The sequence below is a fragment of the Nonomuraea cypriaca genome (assembly GCF_015645445.1).
Lineage (GTDB): Bacteria > Actinomycetota > Actinomycetes > Streptosporangiales > Streptosporangiaceae > Nonomuraea > Nonomuraea cypriaca.
The window spans coordinates 24,012-35,291 of the sequence record NZ_JADOGI010000106.1 but is presented as its reverse complement, the minus strand read 5'-3'; the positions used below and the strand labels follow the sequence as shown (position 1 = coordinate 35,291).

General features: G+C 71.3%; 13 protein-coding genes. 8 read left to right on the top strand and 5 right to left on the bottom strand.

All coding sequences use genetic code 11. From position 1 onward, the window contains the following. Positions 1–1,252 (bottom strand): FAD-binding oxidoreductase (locus ITP53_RS30325; RefSeq protein ID WP_407941326.1); only part of this gene is annotated, 1,252 nt, incomplete at its 3' end. A gap of 16 nt (positions 1,253–1,268) precedes the next feature. Here ITP53_RS30325 and ITP53_RS30320 point away from each other — a divergent pair. From ITP53_RS30320 to ITP53_RS30300, 5 genes are all read left to right on the top strand, one after another. Continuing rightward, positions 1,269–1,778, top strand: coding sequence for a TetR/AcrR family transcriptional regulator (locus tag ITP53_RS30320; RefSeq protein WP_195898873.1), 510 nt, complete (start codon positions 1,269–1,271; stop codon positions 1,776–1,778). Then, positions 1,771–3,300 (top strand): glycerol-3-phosphate dehydrogenase/oxidase, encoded by a 1,530-nt coding sequence (locus ITP53_RS30315; RefSeq protein ID WP_195898872.1) that lies wholly within the window; start codon positions 1,771–1,773, stop codon positions 3,298–3,300. The genes ITP53_RS30320 and ITP53_RS30315 overlap by 8 nt, the downstream gene beginning before the upstream one ends. A gap of 112 nt (positions 3,301–3,412) precedes the next feature. Continuing rightward, entirely contained in the window at positions 3,413–4,273 is an 861-nt protein-coding gene (locus tag ITP53_RS30310; protein ID WP_236051336.1) for a sucrase ferredoxin, read from the top strand. 100 nt (positions 4,274–4,373) lie between these two features. Then, on the top strand, positions 4,374–4,685 hold the full coding sequence (locus ITP53_RS30305; RefSeq protein ID WP_080036407.1) for a WhiB family transcriptional regulator: 312 nt from the start codon (positions 4,374–4,376) through the stop codon (positions 4,683–4,685). 388 nt (positions 4,686–5,073) lie between these two features. Beyond that, entirely contained in the window at positions 5,074–5,718 is a 645-nt protein-coding gene (locus ITP53_RS30300; RefSeq protein WP_195898870.1) for a hypothetical protein, read from the top strand. Between the two features lie 97 nt (positions 5,719–5,815). Here ITP53_RS30300 and ITP53_RS30295 read toward each other — a convergent pair whose 3' ends face one another. Together ITP53_RS30295 and ITP53_RS30290 are read right to left on the bottom strand one after the other, a co-directional pair. Next, a complete protein-coding gene (locus tag ITP53_RS30295) occupies positions 5,816–6,049 on the bottom strand; it encodes a DUF397 domain-containing protein (RefSeq protein ID WP_195898869.1) in 234 nt (77 codons plus the stop codon). A gap of 134 nt (positions 6,050–6,183) precedes the next feature. Beyond that, positions 6,184–7,065 (bottom strand): helix-turn-helix domain-containing protein, encoded by an 882-nt coding sequence (locus ITP53_RS30290; protein WP_328816246.1) that lies wholly within the window; start codon positions 7,063–7,065, stop codon positions 6,184–6,186. Between the two features lie 129 nt (positions 7,066–7,194). On the opposite strand from ITP53_RS30290, the gene ITP53_RS30285 reads away from it, so the two are divergent. Further along, a complete protein-coding gene (locus tag ITP53_RS30285) occupies positions 7,195–7,668 on the top strand; it encodes an ATP-binding protein (protein WP_195898868.1) in 474 nt (157 codons plus the stop codon). A 144-nt stretch (positions 7,669–7,812) separates the two neighbouring features. Here the strand turns inward: ITP53_RS30285 and ITP53_RS30280 are convergent, their stop codons facing one another. After that, positions 7,813–8,439 carry a phosphoribosyltransferase gene (locus ITP53_RS30280; RefSeq protein WP_195898867.1) on the bottom strand — a complete coding sequence of 209 codons (627 nt, stop codon included), beginning with the start codon at positions 8,437–8,439 and terminating at the stop codon, positions 7,813–7,815. Positions 8,440–8,584: 145 nt separating this feature from the next. Then, positions 8,585–9,682 carry a ribosome small subunit-dependent GTPase A gene (gene rsgA / locus ITP53_RS30275; protein WP_195898866.1) on the bottom strand — a complete coding sequence of 366 codons (1,098 nt, stop codon included), beginning with the start codon at positions 9,680–9,682 and terminating at the stop codon, positions 8,585–8,587. A 286-nt stretch (positions 9,683–9,968) separates the two neighbouring features. Between rsgA and ITP53_RS30270 the strand changes: the two genes are divergently transcribed. Continuing rightward, a complete protein-coding gene (locus ITP53_RS30270; RefSeq protein WP_236051335.1) occupies positions 9,969–10,517 on the top strand; it encodes a sigma-70 family RNA polymerase sigma factor in 549 nt (182 codons plus the stop codon). After that, positions 10,514–11,245 carry an anti-sigma factor family protein gene (locus ITP53_RS30265; protein ID WP_195898864.1) on the top strand — a complete coding sequence of 244 codons (732 nt, stop codon included), beginning with the start codon at positions 10,514–10,516 and terminating at the stop codon, positions 11,243–11,245. The genes ITP53_RS30270 and ITP53_RS30265 overlap by 4 nt, the downstream gene beginning before the upstream one ends. The last annotated feature ends 35 nt before the right edge of the window (positions 11,246–11,280 follow it).

The following is an 11,280-nucleotide window of genomic DNA, read 5'->3' as shown; positions in this document are numbered from 1 at the left end:
CCTCCCCCGGCTCCACCCCCAGCGGCTCGCCACCCAGCCGCGCCAGCACAGCGGCCACGCCCGTCCGCCCCCCCTCCACCGAACCCAAAGCCAAAGCCGATGCCTGTGCCGGAGCCGGAGCCGGTGCCTGTGCTGGAGCCGGTGCCTGTGCTGGAGCCGGTGCCGGAGGCTCTTCTGAGCCCCCTTCGTGGGGCGCACGCTCGTCGGCCGGGGAGCTTTCGTAGCCGGCGATCAGGAGGCAGCCTGAGCCGCCTGAGCCGATCTCGTCGGGCTTGGCCAGCCCGATCATGGTCTCGGTCTCGTCCGACAGCCTCAGCACAGTCGGCAGCGGCCCCTCCTGGGCGAGCGCCCGCATGGCCGCGGAACCCGCCGCGAACGACGCGAACCGCCACCCCTCGTAACGCCGCACGGCCGGAGCCCGCCGCACCCGCAGCCGCAGCGAGGTGATGACGCCGAAGACGCCCTCAGAGCCCAGGACGAGCTGCCGCAGGTCGGGCCCGGCCGCCGACTTGGGGGCGCGGCCGAGGTCGAGCGTGCCCGACGGGGTCGCCACGGTGAGGCCGACGACCATGTCGTCGAAGCGGCCGTACCCGGCGGAGGCCTGGCCGCTGGAGCGGGCCGCGGCGAAACCGCCGAGCGTGGCGTACTCGTACGACTGGGGGAAGTGCCCCAGCGTCAGCCCGTGCCCGGCGAGCAGCCGCTCGGCGTCGGGAGCCCGCACCCCCGGCTCGAACTCGGCCACCATCGACTCCACGTCCACGGACCGCAACCGGTCGAGCCTGGCGAGGTCCAGCGCGACCACGCCGGCGAAGCCCGCGCGGGCGGCCGCGAGCCCGCCCACCACCGAGGTCCCGCCGCCGAACGGCACGACCGCGACCCGCTCCGCGGAGCACAGCCGCAGCAGCTCGGCCACCTCCTCGTGCGAGCCTGGCAGCACCACCGCGTCGGGCGCGTCCGAGCCGTCACCTGCCCGCATCCGCAGCAGGTCGGGCGTGGACTTGCCGCGCGTGTGGCGGACCCTGGCCTCGTGCGTGGTCAGCACGTGCCCGGCGCCGGCGATCCCCGCGAGCGCATCGAGCAGCGCCCCTGGCAGGGCAGCGGGCGGCAGCCGCACCGACTCCAGGGTGGCGGCGGGGGCGCCGGGCGCGCGCACGCCCAGGAGGTCGCGCAGCAGCGCGCGGATCTGCTCGGGCAGCTCACGGGCCTTGGCGGGGTCGCCCCAGCCCGACCACGACATGGGTTCTCCAGGCATGCTTACACTGTGACATATGACGTCGATCCGTCACAATGAGGGCGTGCTGGACGCCGCCCGCGACTGCGTCCTGGCGTACGGGGTCCGCAGGACCACGCTCACGGACGTGGCCCGCCGGGCGGGCGTGTCGCGGATGACGATCTACCGGCACTGGCCCGACGTACGCACCCTCGTCATGGACCTGATGACCAGGGAATGGGTGCGCGTGGTCGCCGCGCTGGACATGTCGGACCCGGTGCGCGCGGTGGTCGGCGGGGTCCGGGGGCTCCGCGCGCACCCGTTGTGGCGCAAGATCGTGGAGGCGGATCCCGAGCTGCTCCTGCCCTACCTGCTCGACCGGCGCGGCGCCGGCCACGAGGCCATCCTCGAGGCGCTGGAGCCGGCCGTCGGCGATCCGCGCAAGGCCAGGGCGGTGCTGCTGGTCGCCCAGTCGTTCCTGCTGTCCGCGCCCACCATGCTCGACCCCGTGACGCTGGACGAGCTCGACGCCGAGCTCGCCGCCCTGCTGGAGGCCTACCTTGGCTAAGAGGAAACGAACCGCCGCCCCGGTCGCCGGGAGCTCGCTGAACGCCGGCAGACGGGCCCGCGAGCTGCGCGAGGTCGCGGAGGAGCGGGTGGACGTGCTGGTGGTGGGGCTGGGGGCGACCGGGGCCGGCGCCGCGCTCGACGCCGCCTCCCGCGGGCTGAGCGTGGCCGCGATCGACGCGCAGGACCTCGCGTTCGGGACGTCCAGGTGGAGCTCCAAGATGATCCACGGCGGCCTGCGCTACCTGGCCAGGGGTCAGATCGACGTCGCGTACGAGAGCGCGGTCGAGCGCGGGATCCTGCTCCGCACGACCGCTCCGCACCTGGTGAAGGCGCACCCGTACGTGCTGCCGCTGACCGGGGCGGTCTCGCGGCGGCGGGCGGCGGTCCTGATGGCGGGCTACCGGCTCGGCGACGGCCTGCGCACGGCCGCCCGCACGCCGCGCCGCCTGCTGCCGGGACCCACGCGGCTCAACGCGGCACGGGCGCACACGATCGCGCCCGTACTGAACGCGGACGGCCTGCGCGGCGCGCTGCTGTCGTGGGACGGCCGGCTGCTCGACGACGCCAGGCTCGTGGTGGCGATCGCCAGGACCGCCGCCGCGTACGGAGCCCGCGTGCTGACCCGCTGCCGCGCCCTGCGGCTCACGGACCTGGGCGCCGAGGTGCGCGACGAGCTGACGGGCGAGGAGTTCGCCATCCGCGCCGACGCGGTGATAAACGCGACGGGCGTGTGGGCGGGCTCACTGGACCCGGAGGTACGGCTGCGGCCCTCGCGGGGCACACACCTCGTACTGCGGCCAGGGACCCTGCCAGGACTCATCGCCGGGATGCACCTGCCGATGCCCGGCGAGTCCGGCCGGTTCGCGCTCGTGCTCCCCCAGCGCGACGGCCGCGTCCACGTCGGCCTCACGGACGAACCGGTGGACGGGCCGGTGCCCGACGTCCCCGAAGCGCCCGAGAAGGACGTCAGAGCGCTCCTGGAGGTACTGAACGGGGTCGTCGGGACTCAGGTGACCCCTGAGGCGGTCGCGGGCGCGTACGCGGGCCTCAGGCCCCTTCTGGCGGCCGACGGCCGTACGGCGGACCTGTCCAGGAGGCACGCGGTGCTGTCGGACGGCGGCGTGGTCACCGTGGTCGGGGGCAAGCTCACGACATATCGCCGCATGGCCGAGGACGCGGTGGATCGCGCGGTCGCGTCCAGGGGGCTCCGCGCGGGCGGGAGCCGTACGCGTGAGATCCCGCTCGTGGGCGCGGGCCCGCAGCCGGAGGGCGTCCCGGCACGCCTGGCCGAGCGCTACGGCAGCGAGGCGGGGGCCGTACACGAACTCGTCAAGGCGCACCCGGAGGAGGTCGGGCTCGGCGTCACCAAGGGCGAGCTGCTCTGGTCGGCGGCGCACGAGGGCGCGCTCGACGAGGACGACCTGCTGGACAGGAGGACCAGGATCGGCCTGGTCAAGGAGGACAGGGACCGGGCGCTGGCCGCGACACGGGACGTACTTGAGCGGATGCCCCACGTCTGACCCAGCCGATCCGTTAGGTTAGTCTTACCTAATTCGGATCAAGGAAGGGGTTCCGGCGTTGGCGAGGAGCTGCGAGCATCCGGCCGGATGCCACACCGGGCAGGTGCCCACGATGGCCAGCGCCACCGTGGGAGCCCGGCTCTGGCTGCTCGTCGAATACACCGGCGCCTGGCCCTCGCACCTGGAAAGCTTCGAACTTCCTGAAAAAATCTCGGAACTCGTCCGCCGGGCACTCGAACGCGGTATCAGGCCCCAGTTGATCCGCCGTCCAGGACGGCGGACCCGCGCGCGGGAGCAGGGAATCCGTGTGCTAGTGGCCTACGCCGCAGGCGATCGTCCCTGGTTGGCGGGCGGCGTCATCGCAGGTCCTGACGATCTTGACCTGGACGCGCTGGTGGCCGGAGTGGTCCCGGAGTCCTGCATACTTGAAGACGAGCCGGTATTTCTGGTCTGCACGCACGCCAAGCGCAATGCGTGCTGCGCCCGCATTGGACTACCCCTCGCTCGGTCACTGGCCGAATCTTTGCCGGACAGAGTGTGGGAAACGTCACACGTTGGCGGCGATCGCTACGCCGCCAACCTCGTGTGCTTGCCACACGGAATTTTCTACGGCAGCATGTCTCAGGCTGCTGCACTGGCAGCGGCTAACGCGTACCGGTCGGGCGAGGTCATTCTCGACCGCTACCGGGGACGCGCAGGCATCCCTGAGCCATTGCAAGCCGTCGAGCACTTCGCCCGAGCCCATACGGGAGAGCGCTCTGTCGGCGCGGTGGCCGTGGAATCCTCCAGGTCGGACGGCGACGTCACCGAAGCCATCGTGCGCTGCGGAGACGTCCGGTTCCAGGTTGTGGTTGAGCCATCGGCGTTCAAAACGCCGTGTGGTACGGCTTGCGCCGAGACGATCACCTCCTACCGGCTGGTTTCGCTGGACAGGCTCGCGCCTGTGCGGTACACCACGCCCGCCCTCGCCTGAACAGGGAACATCACGGCTCGTCGTTGCGTTGGAACAGTGACGCCAAAAGCGTCCAATGCGGCTCAATTACCGAAATACCTCTCACGAAGGTGGTTTTCTCATGTCTCAGGTACGTCGGCAGCTCGCCCGCCCGCGCCCCAGCTGGGGTTGGCAGGATGATGCCGCGTGCCGGGGTGAGGACCTCGTGCTCTTCTTCGGCCCCGATGGGGAGCGGCAGCCCGAGCGTGACGTACGTGAGCGGAAGGCCAAGGCGATCTGCGCCCAGTGCCCCGTCCGTAACGAGTGCCTTGACTACGCGCTGTCCCGACCCGAGAAGTACGGCACGTGGGGCGGTCTGAACGAGGACGAGCGCGCCTCCGAGCGTCGCCGTCGCATGCGCCGCGCCGCCAGCGCCGGCATCTCCGCCGCCTGACACCACACCCCGCAGCGTCACCATTCATCGCGTGATCACGCAGTTGTCCCGATGAACCGGAGCCTGGCCATCCATGTCCAGGCTCTGGCGAACCCGGTCGGGACAACTGCCTGATCAGGCCCATCAGCGAACATGACCACCCCGCCTGGGTGGTCATCGCCATGTTCAGGGTTCCCCACCTGTACCGCCGTGTTCGGACCCCCGCCTGCTCAAGGGTCCCCGCCATGTTCCGGGTACTCGGCGCACGCCGGGCAAGCCGGACGACAACGAGTTCATCACGGTACGCCTCACCCGCGGCCTCCAGGCCGTCCACCGCGTCTACAGGTGAGGCCCACGTGACGGATCCGCGCGCCTTCAGGGCGCAGACCCAGGCGATAGGGTGCGTGAAATGCAGCCACCGGAGCGTACGCCCGTGACCGCCGGCGACCTCGGCGACGCCGTCCGGCTCGCCGTCATGACCCTCCGCGACGTACCCGCCTCGGCCTGGGACGGCAAGGCGGGCACGCTGGAGTGGACGTGCTGGGAGACGGTCGAGCACCTGAGCGACGACCTGTTCGCCTACGCCGCCCAGCTCGGGCTCAGGACACCCCCGCTGGACGTCTACGTCCCCTTCACCCTGGAAAGCGACAGGCCCGGCGGCCCCCAGGTGTCCATCCACGCCGACCGGGCGTCGGGTCCCGCGGGACTGCTGCAGGTGCTGGAGGCGAGCGGCGCGCTGCTGGTGGCGATGGCCCGCACGACGCCGACGCACGTCCGCGGCCACCACGTCTCCGGCGCGTCGGACCCGGAGGGCTTCGCCGCGATGGGCATCTTGGAGATCCTCGCGCACGTGCACGACGTGGCCACCGGGCTCGACCTGGCGTGGACGCCGCCGGCGGACATGTGCGCGCGGGTGCTGGCGCGGTTGTTCCCCGACGTTCCGCCCGCCGCGGACCCGTGGACGACGCTGCTGTGGGCCACCGGGCGCGCCGAGCTCCCCGGGCGCCCGCGCCGGACGTCGTGGCGCTGGCACGGCGCACCCCTGCCGACCTGACCGAAACCGTCAGCGGCCGAGACCGAAAATGCACCGCGCCGCGAAAGCGCGCCCCTCGGAACAGCGCTTCTGACGGGCCTCAGACTTCGGAGGAGCCTCAGACGATGAGGTCGTCGAACTCGCCGTCCTTCGCGCCGAGGACGAACGCCGTGATCTCCGCCTGCGTGTAGACCAGCGCCGGCCCTTCGGGGAAGCGTGAGTTGCGCATGGCGATCTCCCCCGTGGGCAGGCTCGCGACCTCGACGCAGTTGCCGTTGGGGTTGCTCCGCCTGCTCTTGCGCCAGACAACGGGAAGGCGGTCGGCGGGCGTTCCGTTCCGGAACTCATGCATGGGAGCAACTCCTCGCGATCTTACGGATGCACGTGCATCCGCGCTTGCGAGCAGAGACTACGGCAGCGGGCGGAGCTCCATATAGCGGACGACCAAAAATCAAAGGTATGTAGTGGATCACAGGGATATGCAGCTCAGCCGGAAAGGAGGCGTTCCAGGAACCGTCTCGTCCGCCTGGGCTCCTCGGCCTGGACGCTGAGCCGGTCCATGACCTGCATGTAGTGGTCGGAGTCCGCGGGTTTGTCCAGGTAGAGGGCGCTGGTGAGCTGCTCCATGTAGACCACGTCGGGCAGCTCGCGCTCGGGGAAGCGCAGGATGCTGAACGGGCCCCCGGCCGCCGCGTGCCCGCCCCGGTCGAACGGCATGATCTGGACGGTGATGCCGGGCTCTGCGGTGACGTCCAGCAGGTGTTCGATCTGCTCGCGCAGGATCTCGGGACTGCCCGGCGTGCGGCGTACGACCGCCTCGTCGATCACCGCCCAGACGGTGAGCCCGCTCTCCAGCCGCTTCTGCCGGGCCAGACGCAGCGCGACGCGGCGGTCGAGCTCACCTTCAGGGGCCTGTTCGTGGGCCAGCTCGACGACGGCCCTGGCGTAGCCGGCGCTCTGCAGGAGACCGGGGACGAACTGGTTCTCGTAGGTGCGGATGCTGGACGCGGCGCCCTCCAGGCCGATGTACACCTCGAACCAGCCGGGCAGCACGTCGCTGTACTTGTGCCACCAGCCTGGGGCGTTGGCCTGCTGGGCGAGGGTCAGCAGCGACTCACGCTCGGCCGGGTCGGTGACGCCGTAGAGGGTGAGGAGATCGGCCACATCCCGCTTCTTGAAGCTCACCTGGCCGAGCTCCAGCCGGCTGATCTTAGCGTGAGATGCGCGAATCGAGTACCCGGCGTCCTCCCGCGAGATACCCTTCTCCGTGCGGAGCCTGCGTAGTTGGGTCCCGAGCAGGATCCGCAGCACCGTCGGGCTTCCCGGCACATGGCTGAGAAGCTTCCCCTCCGTGCTTTGTGCGCTCACCGCACCGCTCCTAGATCGTCCGCACGTGCAGATGCACTTCGCATCCGTAAATTACGAAAAGTCTTGCATCGGTAAGCACGTGCCGTAAAGATGGGCTTTGGATCACCAGACCGCGCTTCGGGGGCCAGAATGACGACTTTCGACGCTCGGCCGCAAGCCGCCATCGGTTCCCGGCCACCAGGCTGGCTCGCGTCCATTCTGATGGATGGCCGGGCCGGTGAGTGCGACGCGGTGTTCCCTTTTCCGCATCTCTCCGCGCTTGAGCCCGCCTGCGTGTCGACGGCCAGGCGGTTCGTCGATCAGACGCTCACGACCTGGGGCGTGCCGGAGCTGGCCTCCGACGCTCAGCTCGTGGTGTCGGAGCTGGTGACCAACGCGATGCGGCACGGCGGCGGGGTCGTGCAGTTGCGCCTGCTCTCCCACGGGCCGGAGCTGGCCTGCGTGGTGGCCGACCACAGCCGGACGGTCCCCGTCGCGGCGGCGCCGGACGTGTTCTCGGAGTTCGGGCGCGGATTACGCCTGGTGGACGCGCTCTGCGCCGCCTGGGGCTGGCTCTCGCCCGTCGGCACTCGCAAACTCGTCTGGGCCGTCCTCGCGGGCTGAGGCGAGGCAACGCTCGCAAACTGGTCCGGGCCGTCCTCGCGGGCTGAGGCAACGCTCGCAAACTGGTCCGGGCCGTCCTCGCGAGCCGCAGGCGACTCGCGCATACTGGTCCGGGCCGTCCTCGCGAGCTGGGGTGGCGCTCGCTCACCGCCTGCCGAGCAGGTCGAGTACGTCCGCGTCGGTGAGTTGCTCGAAGTGGGCGTACCACTGGCCGACCGCTCTGAAGTCGATCGGCGTCAGGAGGACGACGATCTCGTCGGCCTCCTCGCGCAGGGACGCCACGGTCTCCTGCGCGCCGACCGGCACGGCCAGCGTCAGCTTGGCGGGTTTGGCCGTGCCGACGGCCCTGAGCGCCGCCCGGGCGGTGCCGCCGGTGGCCAGCCCGTCGTCGGCCACGATCACCTCCCTGCCCTCCAGCGGGGGCAGCGGGCGATCGCCCCGGTACGCACGCACCCTGCGGGCCAGCTCGCGCCGTTCGCGCTCCACCACGTCGGCCACGGACTCGGGCGTCATGCGCAGCCGGCGCAGCATCCGCAGGTCGAACACCGGCTCGCCGCCCTCCGCGATCGCCCCGACGCCCAGCTCGGGCGCCGCGGGATAGCCGATCTTCCTGGTCACGAGCACGTCGAGCACGGCGTCGAGCCTGCGTGCGATGGGCAGCGCCACCGCCACCCCGCCGCGCGGCAAGGCCAGCACCACGGGGTCTCGCGCGTCCAGCAGCCGCTCCGCGAGCTGCGCCCCCGCCTCGGCCCGATCTGCGAAGACCTCCATGACGTGTGCCTACCCGCTCACACGCGCTCCTCGCCCCCAGACCACCGCAGGACTCCACCGAACCACCACAGGATCGCCGCCGCGCCACCGCCCGACCGCCACCAGACCCGCCCCCGGACCGCTGCCGGACCGCCGCCGGGCGGCGCTATGGGCGGTTGCGGCCTGAGCGGCGCATCTCCTTCGTGATGATCTTCCACGCGTTCTGCTGCTCCTTGCGCGCGCGGGCGTCCGTGCGGGTGGCCATCCAGGCCGCCTCCCGCTGCAGCTTGCGCCAGCTCTCCAGGCGCCGCTCCGGCAGTTCGCCGCTCTCCAGCGCGCTCAGCACCGCGCACCCTGGCTCGCTCACGTGCCCGCAGTCGCCGAAGCGGCACTCTTCCGCCAGCGACTCGATGTCGGAGAAGACCAGGTCGACGCCGTGGCCGATGTCGTAGAGGCCGATCCGCCTGATGCCGGGCGTGTCGATGATGAGCCCGCCGCCGCGCAGCGGGATCAGCTCGCGGTGCACGGTGGTGTGGCGGCCGCGGCCGTCGGCGGCGCGCACCTGCTGGGTCTCCATGGCCGGCTCGCCGGCCAGCGCGTTGACCAGCGTGGACTTGCCGGCCCCTGACGGGCCGAGGATGACGGCCGTACGGGAGCCGTCGAGGTAGTCGCCGGCCAGGGACACACCGTCACCCCGCAGCGAGGAGACGGCGTGCACGTCGACGCCAGGCGCGGCCACCCGCACGTCGGCGAGCAGCTCCTCCAGCCCCTTCTCGAACAGGTCGGACTTGGTGACGAGCACGACGGGCGTGCCGCCGGACTCCCAGGCCAGCGCGACGAGGCGTTCGATGCGGCCGAGGTCGGCGTAGTCGGTGGAGTGCATGGACGGCTCGGCGACGAAGACGACGTCGACGTTCGCCGCGAGCACCTGGCCCTGGCCGTCGCCGGAGAGGCCGCCGACCGAGTCGCGGCTCACCCCACCCCGGACGAACGCGGTCGTCCTCGGCAGAACCGCGTCGAGCTCGTAGCGGCCCTCGGGCAGCAGGCCGAGCGCCACCCAGTCGCCGACGCACGGCAGCGACACCGGGTCGGCGGCCGACGCGCGGCGTACGCGGGCGCCGTACTTGACGTGATGCCGGCCGTCCGCCGCGACGACCTCGGCGGCGCCGCGGTCGACGCGGGCCACGCGGGCGGGGACGGTGCCTTCGGGCAGTCCGGCGGCGCGCAGATCGGTCCAGCCGAACAGGGAAAGATCGTAAGACAACGCAGTGCACCTTTGATTCGAGAAGGGAACCGGGCGGCTCAGGCGAGCACCCGGAGGTGGATGGACGGCACGCTGAACAAGAGGACCCGCATGCGCCTTCACCTCCTCGATCGGTACGTGACGCGACTCTACGCACCCTGTCCTCGGGGTCGCAATCGAATTCAGTTCGGCGATTCGTTGAACCGTGCCAGGGCGGCGGGCCGTACCACCTGCCGACGGACGCGAGAAAAGGGGAATGATGCGAGCGAGCACGTATCCCCCGCCCTCGGCCGAGGGAGCCGCCCGGATGGGCGAGCCGCGCTTACGCCACCGGATCCGGCGCGTGCGACCGGATGACGAGGTGGTCGTGTCCGCGCTCTACCGGGAATATCACAGGCCGCTGCTGGCCTTCGTGATCAGGCTCACGGCCGGTGATCGGCAGTGGGCGGAAGACGTGGTGCAGGAGACCATGATTCGTGCCTGGCGCAGCGCGGAGCGGCTCGACACCGAGTCGGCCTCGCTGATGCCCTGGCTCGCCACGGTCGCCAGACGTATCGTGATCGATGATCGACGGCGGAGGGACGCCCGCCCCCAGGAGTCGGGCGACGGGCCGCTGGCGAGCGTGCCCGTGCCGGACGAGATGGAGGGGCTGCTGCACCAGGTGGTCGTGTCAGAGGCGCTGAGGGCGTTGTCGCCGGCCCACCGTGAGATCCTCAACGAGACGATCTTGCGGGACCGGTCGGTCAACGACGCCGCCGAGGCGCTCGGCATCCCGGTGGGCACGGTCAAGTCGCGGGTCTACTACGCCGTACGCGCGCTGCGGATCGCGCTGGAGGAGAGGGGGGTGACGGCATGACTTCGAGAGTCGAGCACACGGACGTGGGCGCCTACGCGCTCGGCCTGCTGGAAGAGGACGACAGGCAGGCCTATGAAGCCCACCTCCTCGGTTGTTCCGCCTGCCGCTCCGAGCTGGCCGAGCTGGCCGGCGTGGCCAGTGTGCTGCACGGGATCGGACCGGTGGAGGACGCCGAGCCGCCTCCCTTCGACCCCCAGGACGACGTGATCGACCTGCTGCGGCGCAAGAAGGCGGCCGACCGGCGCACCCGCAGGGGGACGTTCGTGATCGGGATGGCGGCGGCGGTCACGCTGGTGGCGGGCGGGCTGACGATCGGGACACAGCTCGGCGCGGACGACTCCGCGCAGGTCGCCCAGGGTCACCCCGGTCATATGGGCACGCACATGGGCCCGGCGGAGCAGTTCTACGCCGAGGGCAAGCCGATCGCCGGCACGGGCGCCGGCGGGGTGACCGGCGGGCTGGTGGTCGAGTCGAAGGGCTGGGGCACGCACGCCGCGCTCAAGCTGGCCGGGGTGAAGGGGCCGCTGGAGTGCGAGCTGATCTCGGTCGCCAAGTCGGGAGAGCGCCGGGTGATGACCGGGTGGTCCGTACCTCCAGCCGGGTACGGAGTGCCGGGTTCGCCCGATCCGCTCTACATGCACGGCGGCAGCGCGACGCCGCTCAAGGACGTCGACCGTTTCGAGGTGGTCACCGCGACGGGTGAGAGACTGCTCACCATCAAGGCCTGATGCCCGTTTTCCGAGCCCTCCCGCCGCTGGTGGGA

What these genes read in the sequence shown, in the direction of transcription:
- ITP53_RS30320 (WP_195898873.1), top strand. Translation starts at nt 1,269, where the DNA reads ATGACGTCGATCCGTCACAATGAGGGCGTGCTGGACGCCGCCCGCGAC.
- ITP53_RS30310 (WP_236051336.1), top strand. Translation starts at nt 3,413, where the DNA reads ATGGCCAGCGCCACCGTGGGAGCCCGGCTCTGGCTGCTCGTCGAATAC.
- ITP53_RS30305 (WP_080036407.1), top strand. Translation starts at nt 4,374, where the DNA reads ATGTCTCAGGTACGTCGGCAGCTCGCCCGCCCGCGCCCCAGCTGGGGT.
- ITP53_RS30300 (WP_195898870.1), top strand. Translation starts at nt 5,074, where the DNA reads ATGCAGCCACCGGAGCGTACGCCCGTGACCGCCGGCGACCTCGGCGAC.
- ITP53_RS30295 (WP_195898869.1), bottom strand. Translation starts at nt 6,049, where the DNA reads ATGCATGAGTTCCGGAACGGAACGCCCGCCGACCGCCTTCCCGTTGTC.
- ITP53_RS30285 (WP_195898868.1), top strand. Translation starts at nt 7,195, where the DNA reads ATGACGACTTTCGACGCTCGGCCGCAAGCCGCCATCGGTTCCCGGCCA.
- ITP53_RS30280 (WP_195898867.1), bottom strand. Translation starts at nt 8,439, where the DNA reads ATGGAGGTCTTCGCAGATCGGGCCGAGGCGGGGGCGCAGCTCGCGGAG.
- ITP53_RS30270 (WP_236051335.1), top strand. Translation starts at nt 9,969, where the DNA reads ATGGGCGAGCCGCGCTTACGCCACCGGATCCGGCGCGTGCGACCGGAT.
- ITP53_RS30265 (WP_195898864.1), top strand. Translation starts at nt 10,514, where the DNA reads ATGACTTCGAGAGTCGAGCACACGGACGTGGGCGCCTACGCGCTCGGC.